The organism is Sporosarcina trichiuri, assembly GCF_030406775.1.
GTDB classification, from domain to species: domain Bacteria; phylum Bacillota; class Bacilli; order Bacillales_A; family Planococcaceae; genus Sporosarcina; species Sporosarcina trichiuri.
The window spans coordinates 2,014,729-2,031,203 of sequence record NZ_CP129119.1 but is presented as its reverse complement, the minus strand read 5'-3'; the positions used below and the strand labels follow the sequence as shown (position 1 = coordinate 2,031,203).

Genomic DNA, 16,475 nt, shown 5'->3' with positions numbered 1-16,475 from the left:
GAAAACAGCTAGCCGGAACTCTCATAAACTGATATGATAGGTCTGCATGTCCAAACTACTAAACTAGGGGGCACAACCGAATGAACAAAAACACGAAATTCCTGGCCACTGCCGTTACAGCTGCAGCTGTCGCGTCCGCCATCGCGGTACCGAGCGCTTCTGCAGACACATCGAAATTCACAGACGTCTCCGACCGCTATGCGGACGCCGTCAACTTCCTCTGGGCGAACAATATCACCCAAGGTGTAAGCGCTGACAAGTTCGGCACAGCATCCGACGTCAAACGTGCGGACGCAGCCGTCTTCCTCGCGAAACTGATGGGTCTCGAGCCCGGCGGTGTGTACGAGCCATCCGGCTTCACGGACGTACCGAAGTCTGCAAAATGGGCAGTCGACGCACTGAAGGAACACGGCATCGTCAGCGGGAAAAGCGCAACGAAATTCGGTGCGAACGAGCAACTGACACGCGGGGAAGCCGCTGCCATAATCGTCAGAGCAGCGAAACTCCAAGTCGACATGGACAAGACGTCAACCAAATTCACAGATGTCAACAAACGCTTCGCCCCATACGTCCAGGCGCTCGTCGACGAAAAGATCGCGAACGGCAAGACCGACAAGATGTTCGGCACCTCCATGCCTGTCACACGCGGCGAACTCGCCATGCTCCTCAACAACGGCAACGCGAAGTTCGGCTACCTCGACCTCCTTGTCATGCATATGAACGACCACCACGCGTACCTCGACAACTTCCCGTACATCGCGAATGTCGTCCAGGATCTGCGCGCAACGCATAAGAACAGCCTGCTTCTCCACGGCGGGGACGTCTTCTCAGGTGATCTTTATTGGAATAAATACAAAGGCCAGGCGGACGTCGTCATGATGAACTACCTCGGCTTCGACGCCGTCACTTTCGGCAACCATGAATTCGACGAAGGCGGCACGCCGGACGGCCACGCGGCACTCCGCAACTACATCCTCGGTGCGCAATTCCCGGTACTCGGCGCAAACCTCGACTTCAAGGATGATGCGAAACTGAAGAGCCTCTACAAAGGCGGCATCGCGGAAAATGCAGGTGGCGGGGAAATCTATGACGGCAACATTGTCATGATGGATGGTCAGAAAGTCGGCATGTTCGGCCTGACGACGGAAGACACGGTCAACATCTCAAGCCCGGCGGACGTCGACGTCCTCAGCTACATCACACGCGCGAAAGAGACAGTCGCAGCACTGGAAGCGCAAGGGGTCGACAAAATCATCGCGATCACCCACGTCGGTGTGGATGAAGCAGCACCGTCAGGCAGCGACCAGACACTCGCGAAAATGGTGCCCGGCATCGACGTCATCGTCGGGGGCCATACGCACACGGCACTGAAAGAACCGATCACCATCACCCATGAGTCAGGTGACAAGACGCTGATCGTCCAGGCAGGCCAGTACGGGGACTACGTCGGCAAGCTCGACGTGAAGTTCAACCCGAAAGGCGAAATCTACTGGAACCACGGCGAACTCATCAAGATCGATCCGAAGACAATGACAGCCGATCCGCAAGCGGCCGCAGTCCTCGCACCCTTCAAAGCAGGGAAGGAAGAGCTGAAGAAGGAATCCATCGGTGTCACAACGGATGTCGACCTGAACGGTGCGCGTGATTCGAACGCAGAAGGCACATCGAGTGTCCGTCACAACGAGACGAACCTCGGCAACCTGATCGCGGATGCGATGCTGTCGAAAGCGAAGACACTTCCGGGCATGGAGGAAGCAACAGTGGTCGCCATGCAGAACGGCGGCGGAATCCGGACGAGCATCGAAGCCGGTGACATCACGGTCGGCAGCATTGCGCAGGTCCTGCCATTCGGCAACCCGCTCGCCATCGTCAAGTCGAACGGCAAGGAAGTGAAAGAGGCGCTCGAGCGCAGTGTGCGCGGCGCATTGATCGCTGAAGGCAAAGGCCTGAAAGAGGACGGCGGGTTCCTGCATGTCGGCGGCATGAAGTTCACCTATGACAGCACGAAGGAATCCGGTAAGCGCGTCATTGACGTCTTGGTCAAGGAAGGCGACAAGTACGTGCCGCTGGAAGACGACAAGACGGTCTACATCGCAACGAACTCCTTCACAGCACGCGGCGGGGACGACTATGACGTCTTCGAAAGAGCGTCCGCAGAAGGCCGCGTCTCCGACCCTGGCTTCTCCGACACGCAGAACCTGATCGAATACCTCCAGTCACTCGGCAAGGAAATCAGCCCGAAAATCGAGGGACGCATCATCGACGTATCGCTCGAAACGCAGCAAAATGGATACAAAGTTCCAGCTGAAGAACCAGCAGGGAAATAAAAACATCACAAAAACGCCGGATTCTTCTCGAAATGAGAATCCGGCGTTTTCCACGAAACCGCGTGAGCATAACGTCTAAGCAAGCAAGCGTTTGTCGAACGGGTACGAATGACCAGTCGAAAATGGCGGAAACTATTAAACTACCCGAATTTGGGCCGATAGAAACATAGAGAAATACAAAGAATTGTTGTATCCTTTACGGTAACGACAAAAATTTGGAGGATTGTACCATTGAAGAAACTTGCAGCATGCCTCACCCTGTCCCTCGCAGCGCTTGTCCCATTCGGACAAGAGTCCCAGGCAGCCACTACATTCACGGACGTCGGCACGACCCACCGGGCCCAGGCGGAAATCTACTACCTGGTCGATGGAGGCATCACTGGAGGTGTGTCCGCAACACGGTTCGTCCCGGAACAGCAAGTGACACGTGATCAGGCGGCAGCGATGCTCGGCCGCACACTCAACTTGAACGGCGAAATGCGGTCGACGAACTTCAAGGACGTCGGTTCGAACAACTTCGCATCCGGCTACATACAGCAGCTCGTCGACAAAAACATCATCTCCGGCTATCCGGACGGCTCCTTCAAGCCGAAAAACACACTGAGCCGCGGTGAAATGGCGATGCTCATCAGCCGCACTTTCGATTACAAGTCAAGTTCGGTCAGTGCAGCCGCCAGCTCCCTCATGAACAAAGGGATCGCAGCGGGAGTCGCAGACGGCACTTTCGGTGAATCCCAGACCATCAAACGTGCGGACTTCGCCGTGTTCCTCGCGCGTTCCATCAACGCGGACTTCCGGACAGCGAACTCCGAGAAATTCGACACGGACGTCTACGTCAATGTACAAGACGGCACGAAACTCAACATGCGCAAAGGACCGGGCGTCGACTATGCCGCCATCAAAACGATCCCGAGCGGCAAGATCGTCTCCTACGCATATTCCGTCGGTGACTGGGCATACATCACGTCCGACAACGTCAAAGGGTTCGTCCACTCGGCCTACCTCCAGCTGGACAAGCCGACCGACAATCCGGAAGTCGTTCCGCCAACACCGCCAGTGACGAAGCCGGATCCGATTCCGACACCGCCGGGCAAGAAGCCGCTGAAGGATATCGTTGTTGTCATTGATGCCGGACACGGCGGTAAAGACAGCGGGGCACCAGGCAACGGATTCCTGGAGAAGAATATCACGCTGAACGTCGCCAAAAAGATGGAAGCTTACTACAAGAATGTACCAATCCAAGCGAAGATGACCCGATCGGGCGACACATACCCTTCACTTGATGCTCGCGCAGCATATGCGAAAAAAGTGAACGGCAGCATTTTCGTCTCAATCCACACGAACTCGCACACAGGCAGTTCGGCAAACGGAACAGAGACGTTCTATTACAGCCGTTCCGCAGCAGTGAACCCGAACGTGGCCCAGTCAAAAGCTCTCGCACGCTATACGCAGAACCGTATGCTGGAAGCGTGGGGCCTGACCGACCGCGGTATCAAGGTCGGAAACCTGGCTGTCCTCCGTCAGAACACAGTTCCGGCCGTGCTTGCAGAAATGGGCTTCATCACGAACAAAAAAGATATCGGCCTCATGGGAACGGAAGCCGGACGCCAGAAACTCGCAAAAGGCCTGTTCCTCGCAACACTCGATTACTACTATTACTACGAAGGGCGCACAGACGTCCTGCCGCTGTACAAAACAGTCAACGCTACACCAAGCGGCAAGCTCCACTGATGTCCCGTCCCACCCGTTCTCCGGAGCGGGTGGGATTTTTCTATACATACGGCGGGGGACAGACGGTTGCGACCATTCGCGTCCTTCCGCGAATTGTGCGGCCGCCTGGCACCCTATGAACGGGAGAGCCGATGAACAGAGAGATAGCCCCGCAAACCCGGCTCCATCTCTTTTGGCACGTAATCTTCCACTGCATTTGTGCCGCTCGCAGGAGAAAGGAAGCCTCTCACTCCATCCGGGTGTCTGTGCACGCCACAATTCGCGGAAGAACGCGAATGGCTGTCGTGCACAGGCACCCTGGGGGCAGTAGGGATGTACCGCTCTGCACCCCTCGCAAACTTTTTCTCCCCAACCATGTCCAAGGTAGACTCGGACGGGGTATAGAGTCATAATATACATACCAATCCATCAAAGGAGTGATCACGTGAGAAAATTTGGAATGGCGGTCGTGCTCATGCTCGGTCTGCTCGTGCCAATCCACGCGCATGCAGCAGAGCAGACCGACTGGCTGCTGAAAGGGTCCGCAGATGAACTGGACGCCATCGCGCAGGAGATCGGACCGTTCACACAGCAATTCAGGCAGGCACCGCTCGGGCAGATCAGCCTGACGCAAGAGGATATCGCACTCATCCGGCAACAGTATCCGAACGTCGAACTTTATCCGAACCATACCTATGAAGTGGCCGCAGCGACCGAAGCACCTGCACCTCCTTCACAGATCACCTACCCGAAACGCTTCAGCCTCATCAACACCACACCGGACGTGATCGCTCCCTACACGGGCAAAGGCGTCAAAGTCGGCGTCCTCGACAGCGGCATCGACACGACCCACAGCAAACTGAACGTCAAAGGCGGCTTCTGCGCACTGCCGAAAGCCGAATGCGCGGCAGGGACTATCCCGTATGCCGATGACCTCGGCCACGGCACCCACGTCGCCGGCATCCTCGCCGCCCAGAAAGCGAGCAACGGCACACTCGGTGTCGCACCCGGCATCGACCTGTACGCCATCAAGTCCATCAACCAGTACGACTCCGGCACAACGGCGGACATCATCGCCGGTGTCGAATGGGCCATCAACAACAAGATCGACATCCTCAACATGAGCATCACGACGAACCGCAACGACCTGGCGCTCAAGCTCATGCTGGAGAAAGCATACGCGAAAGGCATGATCCTCATCGCAGCATCGGGCAACGAGGAATTCGGCGACAACAAGGACTCCGTCCAATATCCGGCGAAATACCCGACGGTCATCGCTGTCACGGCTGTCGCCAACAATAAAGAACGGTTCCTCGAAGCATCGATGGGACCGGAAGTCGAACTTGCGGCACCCGGCGTGGAGATCTTCAGTACATATCCGCGGGCGCTCGATGACGACGGCAAGAAGGACGGCTACTATGACCTGTCCGGCACATCCATGGCAGCACCGCATGTCTCGGGCATCGCCGCGCTGCTGAAAGAGCGGTTCCCGGACATGACCAACATCCGTATGCGCTCGATCCTCGCGAACGCCGCGGAGGACCTCGGCACCAAAGGGCGCGACCGCCAGTTCGGCTACGGACTCGTCCGCTACCCGGCGAAAGTCGAGGAGATCCCGATGATGACGCAGTACACGCAGAAAGGCAAAGTCATCTTCGAGCTGTCGAACGCCGACAAGACGACCGTGCGCCAGCTCAAGATCGAGGGCCGCGAAATACCCGAGCAGTCCCCGGGCAAGTGGGAGACCTACCTGCTGTCGGGCACGTACCACGGCAAGTACGCCATCATGACGAAAGCCGGCCGCCAGATCCAGGAAGACATCATCCTCAAGATCGACGGCACGAACTACAAGGACGTCAGCGGGCTGAAATGGTACGCCCCGCAGATCGCCTATCTGGCGGATAAACAGATGATATACGGCTTCAACGACAACACGTTCCGTCCGGACAAGAAGATCACACGCGCGGAAGCCGTCGCGATCATGGGCCGGGCCGCGGGACTCAACGGTGAAAAACGGCAGACGAAGTTCCGCGACGTCAGCCCGAACAGCTTCGCCTCCGGCTACGTCCAGTCCGCGCTTGAGACCGGACTGCTGAGCGGCTTCCCGGACGGCACCTTCCGGCCGAACCAGGCCGTCTCCCGCGGTGAAATGGCGCTCCTCCTGCAGAAAGCGTTCAAGCTGCAGGCCGACACCAGCCTGAAATCGCCGTTCAAGGACATGACCCCGAACGTCGCCAGCTATGACGCCGCATTGGCACTGACCCAGGCAGGCGTCACCAAAGGCTACCCGGACGGCACCTTCAGACCGCAGGAAACGATGACCCGCGCCACCTACAGCGTCTTCCTGGCCAACGCCGAAAACCCAGCGCTATTCAAATGAAACCTCGAAAACCGCGTGCTCCCCGAGGGGAGCCGCGGTTTTTTGCATGCCCTGCGCCGCCAGGACCGCTCCATTCCAGCGGACAAGCGCTCCATTCGCCTGGCGAACCGATCAATTCCACAGCTAACCGCTCCATTCCACGGCTAACCGATCAATTCCACCGCTGAACCGCTCTATTCCGTTTCAGGACCGCTCCATTCCGCAATCCTAAGCCCGCGGCCGCCGCTGCGCCGTGCAATTCCCCAATCCTCGCGGCCATCCCGCTCCCCAAACCCGTTGAATGGTCGGCTCCGCTGCGCTCCGCTTTTCCTGTCGGAGGAATCGCTCAAATCGCTTGGCCAAGCGCTCCATTCCCACCGCTAACCGCTCCATTCGCCTGGCCAACCGATCAATTCCACAGCTAACCGCTCCATTACACCGGCCAACCGATCAATTCCACAGCTAACCGCTCCATTCCGCCATCCCAAGCCCGCGGCCGCCGCTGCGCCGTGCAATTCCCCAATCCTCGCGGCCATCCCGCTCCCCAAACCCGTTGAATGGTCGGCTCCGCTGCGCTCCCCATTTCCTGTCGGGACGTGGGGGAAGGGGAACCGCTCGTTGCGCAGAAGAAGCCCCCAGGGTACCTGTGCACGACACCATTCGCGTCCTTCCGCGAATTGTGACGTGCACCGGTATCCCGGGTAGAACGAACCTGCTGCCCACGCGTTCCGTTCAGCCGAACCCGCCCGTTTCTCGGGAGTACCCGCCCATTCCGCTACGCAACCCCCCCGTTTGCAGAGGGAATCCATCATCAAAACCACCAATTATATAGCGGGCTTCATCAAAATAGACACAATTCCGTCACTTGTAATGAAACTGTAATATAAGCATGCAACCTTTTCTGTTACCATAGAAGCAAGTAAACATTACTAGTTTGTAAGGTACATAGAAGCAGTCCATCATCCTAAATCGAGGTGCGAGATGAAAAAGCGAATCGTCGTGTTTTTGGCCTTTGTGCTAGCAATTGCAAGCGTCTTCACTGTCCTGCCGCAGAAGAGCAGCGCGGCCGTCTCGGGAAGCAGCATCGTCGCCTATGCGAAGAAATTCGAAGGGGTGCCATACTTGTTCGGCGGCTCCACACCGGATGCCTTCGACTGTTCGGGCTACATCCTCTACGTCTACAAGCAGTTCGGCATCAGTCTGCCGCGCACATCGGAAACCCAATACAACGTCGGCACAGCCGTACCGCGCAGCGATCTGCGCGCGGGAGATCTCGTATTCTTTGAAAATACATACAAAGAGGGAATCTCGCATACCGGCATCTATATCGGCAACGGAGATTTCCTCTCCGCGAAAACCGGCGGTGTCGGCATCGCGAACCTGGACACGCACCCGTATTGGGCGCCGAAATATGTCGGTGCCAAGCGGGTGACAGGGGTTGCAGCACCTGCACCTGCAAAGCCGTCGGCACCAGCGCCAGCGAAACCGGCACCGGTAAAACCAGCTCCGGCGCCACAGCCGTCCGCCTCATTCAGCGACGTCGCGGTCAAGCACCCTGCATTCGACGCAATCGAAGCACTGACGAAGCACGAAATCATCAGCGGCTTCAAGGATGGTTCGTTCCAGCCGGACACGCAAGTGACACGGGGACAAGCCGCCACGATGATCAACCGTGTGCTGAAGCTGCGTCCGCGCTTCCCGCTCAGCTACAGCGACGTCCCGGCGAACCACGCGTTCGCGAAAGACATCTCCGCCATGAGCGACGCGGGCATCCTGAGCGGCTACGAAGACGGCACGTTCGGCATGTACGACCCATTGACGAAAGCGCAGCTCGCGATCATCCTCGACCGCGCCTTCAGCATGAGCCAGACGGCATCGAGCCTGACGACACCGCCGTACATCGACGTGCCGGTCACATACCGTGCAGCCGGAGCCATTAGCGCACTCAAGAAGATGGACAAGACCTCCGTCTTCCAGACACAGAACTTCTCCATCAACGCCAACGCCACACGCGCCCAGTTCTCTGCAGCGCTCTACAGCGTCGGCAATATCCAGTAAGACAACAAAATGCCGCCCCGGATTCCACATGCAGGGCGGCATTTCTTTGTGAAGAACCAACCATTCATCCAGAAGGAGGCACCACCTTATGAACACACGCATCACCGCAAAACTCGCAGCCGTGCTCACCGCATTCCTGCTGCTTCTCTCTTTGGTCATCCCGGCGACGAAAGCACACGCCGATGAACTCTCAGGCCGCACACTCGAGAAGGAACTCCGTGAAATGATCGACAAAGGGATCCTCTCCGGCTACGATGACGGCACCTACCGCCCGACCGAACAGGTCTCCCGCGGCCAGTTCGCCGCGTTCATAGCCCGCGCCCTGAAACTGCCCGAAGCAGCCGGCAGCTTCCAGGACGTCCCAAAGAACAGCAAACTCGCCAAAGACATCTACCGTGTCCAGCAGGCCGGCATCATGGGCGGCTACAGCGGCGGCATCTTCAAGCCCGATGCGCCGATCACACGCGAGCAAGTCTCCCTGACGATGATGAACGTCCTGAACTACAGTGAAATGGTGCTCCAGGAAACACGCATCGACTTCACCGACGTCAAGGAGTTCCAGTCGTCCGGCAGCATCCGTGCCGCCTACTACAACATCCGCTACGGCATCATCAGCGGAATCCCGAACAAGGACGGCTCCATGCGCTTCGAACCGAAATCGAACGCAACCCGCGAACAGGCCGCAGCTTTCATCAGCCGCTACCTGAAAGCGGTCGACGCCTACGAGCCGCCGTCGCTGCCGTCGATCCCGGAAACACCGGAACAGCCGCCGGTGCCGGAAGACCCGAAGGATCCGGTCCCGCCGACTCCGGAACCGCCGGTCGTCACGAAAGACTACTACCTCGCGACCATTTCGAACGGCAAGCTCGTCAAGCAGTCGAAAGGCTACAAAGAGTACCTGGATGCGGCAAATGAATTCAACAGCGATAAAACCATCCAGGCGATGTACCGCGGCAACGAGATCATCCGCGTCCGCAGCGGCTTCGCATTCGGTGACAACACATCGAAGGCCGGTGCAGTGGAAAACACGATCGTCTATTTCGATAAGGACTTCAAAAAGAAAGCGACCTACATCCAGCAGGGCCGGGAAATGAAGTACCTTGGCTCGAACGACCAGTACATCAACGTCCAGGTCGGCGCGACGGAAGGGTACGTCAAGCACTCGGAAACCGACCTGATCCCGATCCAGCTCGTCACGGACCGCGACCACTACACCGTGAGTCAGTGGGGGACACTGACGCACCATACGTACAATTATATGACGAAGAAATCGGCCAGCTACTACGTCCAGCTCGCACCGGACTTCCTGCAGAAGAACGGTACGTACTACAGCCCGGACGGCGTCCATTTCTATGACACGAACCAGCGATTCGCCGGCACCTTCCTGCCGTACTTCCAGTTCCTGTCCGCCCGGTCGACGACGAGCTACACAGGTGAAGAACTCGACGCGCTCATCAGCAAAGTGCTGAAAGAGCGTGCCGATAAATACGGCGGCCGCTACAAAGACGCAGCGACCAAATCCAAGCTCGTCGGACTCGGCAAGGAATTCAAGAAGCTCGAAGACGACTACAACGTCAATGCACTGCTCATCCTATCCCTCGCCGTGCACGAAGGCGACTACGGCATGAGTCAAACGGCGCAGACGTGCAACAACCTGTTCGGCCTGTACAAATATGACTCGCTGACAAAACTCTGTCCGGACAAAGGGACGTTCAAGAAGCCCGGCGACAGTGCCGTCGCGCTCGTCAAGGACTTCCTGAACCCGAACTACATGGACCCGGCCAACAAACTCGACCGCGCACAAGGCGCAGCCTTCGGCAATAAAACGACAGGCTTCAACGTCAACTACGCGTCCGACCCGACATGGGGCGCGAAAGCCGGCGCGCACATGTATGAGCTGGACAAAGCAGCAGGCGGCAAGGACTACGGCCGCTACAAACAGTTCGCGTTCACAAAGCTGGAGGTCCCGACAAACGTCCGGACCGCCCCAAGCACGAACGCACCGATCCTGTTCAAGTACACAAGCCGCTACAACGGCATCTACCAGAAAACCAGCAACGGCCTGTCCCTCGGCTACCCGCTCACCGTCATCCGCTCCGTAACAGGCGACGACGGCAAAACATGGTACGAAGTCTTCAGCGACGACGCCAAAGCCAAATCCGGCTACATCAGCAGCGACGTCGTCACCATCGTCAATAACTGATCAATCGAAAGCCCCGTGCAGCCGCACGGGGCTTTTCGCGCGGGCAACCCGCCCGTTTTGCATACGAACCCGCCCATTCCCGCGGGCAACCCGCCTGTTTCGCAGAGGAACCCGCCCATTCCGCCACGCGACCCGCCCGTTCCCGCGGGCAACCCGCCCATTCCGCATACGAACCCGCCCGTTCCCCAGGGTGCCTGCTGCACGACACCCGGGTAGAGTGGGAAAGCCCCTCGCTGACCGCTCCATTCCCCAAGCCAACTACATTCCCGCGGCCGCCGCTGTGCCCCGCATCTTCCCAATCCTCGCGGCCATTCCGCTCGTCAACCCCGCTGAATGGTCGGCTCCGCTGCCGCTCCGCATTTCCTGTGGGGTGGTGGGGGAAGGGGGTATCCTCGCTGACCGCTCAAATCTCGTGCTTCAACGCTCAACCAGGGGGCGAAAAGCTCAAGCAAGTGACCGCTCAATACTGCTTCCATACCGCTCCATTCCTCAAGCCCCCTTTCTGTGAGAGGCCACGTGAAAACTTTAAAACAACGCGGCTTCCTGCAGTGTTTTCCTCCCGAGTTTTACAGCACCTTCCGCTATGATAGGATAAGAGAAAGGCCGCCAGCAAGCAGGCGGCCGTACATACTGAAAATCCAGCCAGGGGTGACAATGCAGATGGTGAAAATCGCAGTATTCGGCTCTTCTGAAACAATTCAGCTCATTACAACGTTCGAAGCGGCAATGAAGAGCGTCCAACTAGAAAAATTCAGATACACCTCCGTCGATGATTTGGAAACACTCCTTCCACAAGCGGAAGCATGCGACGTGTATCTGTTCTCGGGCATTCTCCCCTACCGCCATGCGGAATGTTTGCTCGATAAATTCGATAAGCCAGCGGTCTACATGGAGGATAATGAGCTGAACGTATCTCTTACACTCCTTCATATTCTGTCGCAGAATCTATGTCCGCTAGACAAGCTGTCCATCGATTTACCTGACCGCCGCTACGTGGATGACATCGTACGCCAGCTGCGCCTGGACCCGGCCCCCGTCCACATCAAGGATTTCGACTGGCTCAAAACGACCAAATGCCCGCAATTCGACGCAGACCCAATCCTCACATTCCATTCGGACCTGTGGAACACCGGAGAGACCTCATTGGCGGTCACCAGCATCCATTCCGTCTATGATCGTCTGGTGGAACAGGGGATTCCCTGCTTGCGTTTCATTGATGCGGACAGCACGGTGAGAGATGTCCTCCTGCGTGCCGAACAGGCAGGGGTCTTACAGAAGACACGACTCGCCCAGGTGGCTGTCTGTCTAATCACGGTCTCTGGGGACACACTGCAGGAAGATGCGACAGCCAAGCTAACGCCCATCCGGAAAGCCATGCAGACAGCTTCCCGGCAGGTAAATGCTGAAATCCAACAGGTCGGTCCCTTGTCGTTCGAATACTTCGGAACGAAAGGGAGCATCCAGTTTCTGCTGAACCAATCCAGTCTGCTGCAGCCGGTCATCTCCGCTGCGGACAATCTGTCTGCTACCCTTCAGGCGGGAGCCGGGTTCGGGATGACAATCACGGAAGCGAAGAAGAATGCAACAATTGCGTTATCGCATTGCAAGCCTGGCCACCACGCCTTCTTCCTGATGACCGAAAACCATGAAGTGATCGATCCGTTGGAAAGGCAGCAGGTCCGGACTCTTTCCACCACGGACAGTCATATCCGCTTTTTGGCGAACACGGCGAAAGTCAGTATCCCGAATCTCGTCAAGATGCAGCGGTTCCTGCAAGCGCGAGCCGACAGCCATTTCACGTCGGACGATATAGCGGACTACTTCCAGCTGACGAAACGGAGTGCCGAAAGGATGCTGAAAAAATACATGGACGTCGGCTGGCTGCACATCGTGGGAGAGGAACAGCCCCATCGGAACGGACGTCCGCGTGCGGTCTATCAACTGGAATTCCCTTCGGGCGGGTAATCTGCACACCCTCCGAAGGGACTGCGATCCCAAGTCTTGTCTAACGTTATTTTTAAAATAATCTAAAAATATATTGACATTTGATTTCTCCTTCTTTAGTATAATAAACAAAGTTAGCGTCCATATACCGACATATAGAAGCTGAAAGGGAGGGAATCAAATGAAACAGGATCAGTCAGCTAAAAAGAAATGGAAGTTCCACGTGCCTCACGTCTTTGTCATTCTATTCATCGTCATCATCTTAGCGGCAATAGCCACCTACATCGTGCCGGCAGGACAATATGACACGTTGGTGGACGACAGTGACCGGACCATCGTAATAGACGGGACCTATCATCAGGTCGAATCGACGCCAACCGGGTTCTTGGCAATCTTCCAGTCGATCCACAAAGGGATGCAGAATACGGCTGGAATCATCTTCTATATCTTCATCGTCGGCGGATCGTTCGGAATCCTGCATGCAACCGGTGCAATTTCCGCGGCTGTCGGAACGATTTCGAAAAAGATGGCGGGCCGCGAGTATTGGATGATTCCGATACTCATGACATTCTTTGCACTGTCGGGAGCTATGCTGGGCCTGGCAGAAGAGACAATCCCCTATATTACAATCCTCGTTCCGCTCATGGTGCTGATCGGTTTCGACTCCATCGTGGGGGCGGCCATTGTCCTGCTGGGGACGTCAGCCGGCTTCACGGCGGCATTCATGAACCCGTTCACGGTGGGGGTGGCCCAAGGGATTGCAGGGCTGCCCATTTTCTCCGGCCTCTGGCTGCGGATCATATTCTGGGTGATCTTCTTATCGATCAGTATCTGGTATGTCATGCGGTATGCCTTGAAAGTCAAAAAGGACCCGACGAAGAGTCTCGTGTATGGAATCGGTGAACCGATCGAGCCGGCAGGCAGTATCGAGGAAATGACCGGGCGGCATAAGATCATTTTCCTAATCCTTCTCGCGTCCCTGGTCGGTCTGGCAATCGGAGTCATCCAGTTCGGCTGGTACCTGACGGAAATCTCGGGGCTGTTCCTGCTGATGGGGATTTCGATGGGACTTGTCGGACGCATGAAGCTCGACGAAATTGCAGAGGCGTTCATCGAAGGGTGTAAAGTGCTCGTGATGGGGGCGCTGGTCGTCGGCGTTGCCAATGCCATCCTCGTCATCCTGCAGGAAGGCGGGATAATGGACACGATTTTGTATGCGTTTTCATCGACCATCGGTGAGATGCCGTCGACCTTGGCGGCAGTGGGCATGTATGCGATCCAGTGTCTGCTGAACTTCATCATCCCTTCAGGGAGCGGGCAGGCAGCACTGACGATGCCGATCATGGCACCGCTTTCCGATCTTGTCGGCGTCACACGCCAGACGGCTGTTCTTGCCTTCCAGTTCGGTGACGGGATCTCCAATATCTTCACGCCGACATCGGGATACTTCATGGCAGGACTTGCCCTTGCACGGATCCCTTGGTCGAAATGGCTGAAGTGGATCTTTCCGCTCATCCTGATCCATTACACGCTCGGTGCGATATTTGTAACTATCGCCCATCTGATCAACTACTCATAACCAATACGGAGGTGCTTCCAGAATGACGATACAGCAAGAAACAGCCGAATGGGTTGTCCAGCAGCGGCGATATCTGCATGCCCATCCGGAGCTTTCCCACCAAGAAACTGAAACAAAAGAATACGTGAAGCAGCAGCTCGAAAACATGGGACTCGACACATACAGCATGACCGGCAAGGATATCATTGGTATTCTGCGCGGCAAATCGGAAGGAAAGACCGTCATCATCCGGGCGGACATGGATGCCCTGCCGATCCAGGAACAGACCGGCCTGCCTTTTGCATCCAAGCATGAACACGTCATGCATGCGTGCGGGCACGACGGGCACATGGCCATCCTGCTCGGCGTGGCCCAACAGCTCGTAAACCGCACCGATGACCTGGCAGGCACGATCTTGTTCCTATTCCAGCATGCCGAGGAGGAACTGCCAGGCGGTGCAACTCAATTGGTCGAGGCCGGCCTGCTTGATGGCATCGATGCCATATTCGGTTACCATCTGTGGCAGCCGATCCCCGCCGGCATCATCGGTGTGCGCGAAGGCGCGACAATGGCGGGCGCTGACCGGTTCTCCTTCACAATACAAGGCAAGGGTGGGCATGGGTCCATGCCGCAGGATACGATCGATTCGACGCTCGCCATGTCGGCCGTGATCCTGCAGATCCAGTCGATAATCAGTAGAAGCCTCAGTCCGAGCGAAGAAGCCGTCCTCAGTATCGGCGAATTACGCGCAGGGTCAAATTACAATATCATCCCGGATAGTGCGTATGCGTCCGGGACAGTGCGCTATTTCCATAAAGAAGCCTCCCAGCATATCAGAGAACGGCTGCACACTATCATCGACGGGGTCTGCCAGGCGTATGGAGCCACCTTCGAGCTCAACTACCAGCACGGCGACCCGCCACTCGACAACGATCCCGGTCTCATCGCGTTCATGGAACAGCAGGCGAAACAGCTGTTCGGGGAAGGGCAGGTCACACGTATTGATGGCATCATGGGCAGCGAGGACTTTGCCTATTATTCAACTGAAATCCCGGCTTCCTATATCTTCCTTGGAATCGGACAGGCGGATCGCCCATACGGACACCACCATCCGAAATTCGATATTGATGAAAGCATGCTTGCCATCGGCGTCGAACTGTTCACTGAAAGTATGCTGGCGTACATGGGGGGGCAGTCATGAAAATCACATCGATCGAAGTGTTCGCCGTCCGCCTGCCGCTGAAGACACCGTTCATCATCAGTTACCATACGTATAAGGATATGCCGTCCATCTTTGTGAAATTGCATACGGACACAGGCCTGACGGGCTACGGGGAAGGGACACCGGATGAGCATGTCACCGGTGAAACGTGGGAAGGGGTCCGGGCGATCCTGGTGAATACGATCACTCCATCCGTGATTGGCATGAACCCGTTCGACCTGGAACGGATCCACGACCGGATGGACAAGGCCATCTACGGCGCCACGACTGCCAAGGCCGCCATCGACATCGCCTGCTACGACCTGATGGGCAAAGCGTCCGGGCAACCGGTATTCAACCTGCTCGGTGGGCGATATCATGACCAGCTGGAGTTCCCGAAAGTGATCAGCATCCTTCCGCCTGAGGAAATGGCGGCCGAAGCGAAAGCAGCGGTGAACGAAGGGTATCGGATCCTCAAGCTGAAAGTGGGCACCGACAGCCAGCTGGACATCGAGCGCATCCGGGCAGTACGGCAAGCCGTCGGCGACCAGATCGCCATCAAAGTCGACGCAAACCAAGGTTGGGAAACGAGCGCAGCCTCCATGCAAGTGCTAGACCAGATCAAAGACTGCCGGATCGACTGGATTGAACAGCCGGTCATCGCCTCCGACATGCACGGCCTGAAGGAAATCAAACAAAAAACGGCCATTCCGGTCATGATCGACGAAGGGCTCCACGGTCAAAAGGAAATGTACGAACTGACGGCCACACGTTCCGCCGACATGATGAACATTAAGCTCATGAAATGCGGAGGGCTGTACCGCGCCATGCAGCTCGTCCACCAGGCGGAGCTCGCCGGCTTCACGTGCCAGATCGGCTCGATGGTCGAATCCGCCGTCGCCTCAGCTGCCGGCCTGCACCTCGCGACCGCCAAAAAAGGTATCCAGACAAACGAACTCGTCGGACCGCTCATGTTCAGCAAAGACATCGCCCGCTTGGACATCGACCTGCCATTCGTCCGGCTGAGCGAAACCCCGGGCTTGGGCCTCAACATCGATGAAGCGACGTTGACCGAGTTGACATACACCCACGACGTCATTGAACAATAACGAAAA

9 protein-coding genes are annotated in these 16,475 nt (G+C 56.9%); all 9 read left to right on the top strand.

Going from position 1 to position 16,475, the window contains the following annotated elements; genetic code table 11:
• Positions 1-80: 80 nt before the first annotated feature.
• The 9 genes from QWT68_RS10280 (at position 81) to QWT68_RS10240 (ending at position 16,469) form a co-directional block, all read left to right on the top strand.
• The gene (locus tag QWT68_RS10280; protein WP_290148258.1) at positions 81-2,327 is read left to right on the top strand and encodes a 5'-nucleotidase C-terminal domain-containing protein; all 2,247 of its coding nucleotides are present in this window, start codon (positions 81-83) and stop codon (positions 2,325-2,327) included.
• 231 nt (positions 2,328-2,558) lie between these two features.
• Entirely contained in the window at positions 2,559-4,058 is a 1,500-nt protein-coding gene (locus QWT68_RS10275; protein ID WP_040287514.1) for an N-acetylmuramoyl-L-alanine amidase, read from the top strand.
• A gap of 424 nt (positions 4,059-4,482) precedes the next feature.
• A complete protein-coding gene (locus tag QWT68_RS10270) occupies positions 4,483-6,417 on the top strand; it encodes a S8 family peptidase (protein WP_290148255.1) in 1,935 nt (644 codons plus the stop codon).
• A gap of 960 nt (positions 6,418-7,377) precedes the next feature.
• The gene (locus tag QWT68_RS10265; RefSeq protein ID WP_290148253.1) at positions 7,378-8,454 is read left to right on the top strand and encodes a C40 family peptidase; all 1,077 of its coding nucleotides are present in this window, start codon (positions 7,378-7,380) and stop codon (positions 8,452-8,454) included.
• A gap of 88 nt (positions 8,455-8,542) precedes the next feature.
• Positions 8,543-10,657: an S-layer homology domain-containing protein gene (locus QWT68_RS10260; RefSeq protein WP_290148251.1), complete on the top strand. Its 2,115-nt coding sequence runs from the start codon at positions 8,543-8,545 to the stop codon at positions 10,655-10,657.
• A gap of 660 nt (positions 10,658-11,317) precedes the next feature.
• The gene (locus tag QWT68_RS10255; protein ID WP_290148250.1) at positions 11,318-12,622 is read left to right on the top strand and encodes a hypothetical protein; all 1,305 of its coding nucleotides are present in this window, start codon (positions 11,318-11,320) and stop codon (positions 12,620-12,622) included.
• A 160-nt stretch (positions 12,623-12,782) separates the two neighbouring features.
• On the top strand, positions 12,783-14,180 hold the full coding sequence (locus tag QWT68_RS10250; protein ID WP_040287510.1) for a YfcC family protein: 1,398 nt from the start codon (positions 12,783-12,785) through the stop codon (positions 14,178-14,180).
• Positions 14,181-14,202: 22 nt separating this feature from the next.
• Complete coding sequence (locus tag QWT68_RS10245) at positions 14,203-15,360, top strand: M20 metallopeptidase family protein (protein ID WP_290148247.1); 1,158 nt, start codon at positions 14,203-14,205, stop codon at positions 15,358-15,360.
• Positions 15,357-16,469: a mandelate racemase/muconate lactonizing enzyme family protein gene (locus QWT68_RS10240; RefSeq protein ID WP_290148246.1), complete on the top strand. Its 1,113-nt coding sequence runs from the start codon at positions 15,357-15,359 to the stop codon at positions 16,467-16,469. Before QWT68_RS10245 ends, QWT68_RS10240 begins: the two co-directional genes overlap by 4 nt.
• Positions 16,470-16,475: the final 6 nt, after the last annotated feature.

Coding starts and splice junctions, on each gene's coding strand:
- QWT68_RS10250 (WP_040287510.1), top strand. CDS start 12,783: ATGAAACAGGATCAGTCAGCTAAAAAGAAATGGAAGTTCCACGTGCCT.
- QWT68_RS10255 (WP_290148250.1), top strand. CDS start 11,318: ATGGTGAAAATCGCAGTATTCGGCTCTTCTGAAACAATTCAGCTCATT.
- QWT68_RS10260 (WP_290148251.1), top strand. CDS start 8,543: ATGAACACACGCATCACCGCAAAACTCGCAGCCGTGCTCACCGCATTC.
- QWT68_RS10280 (WP_290148258.1), top strand. CDS start 81: ATGAACAAAAACACGAAATTCCTGGCCACTGCCGTTACAGCTGCAGCT.
- QWT68_RS10265 (WP_290148253.1), top strand. CDS start 7,378: ATGAAAAAGCGAATCGTCGTGTTTTTGGCCTTTGTGCTAGCAATTGCA.
- QWT68_RS10240 (WP_290148246.1), top strand. CDS start 15,357: ATGAAAATCACATCGATCGAAGTGTTCGCCGTCCGCCTGCCGCTGAAG.
- QWT68_RS10245 (WP_290148247.1), top strand. CDS start 14,203: ATGACGATACAGCAAGAAACAGCCGAATGGGTTGTCCAGCAGCGGCGA.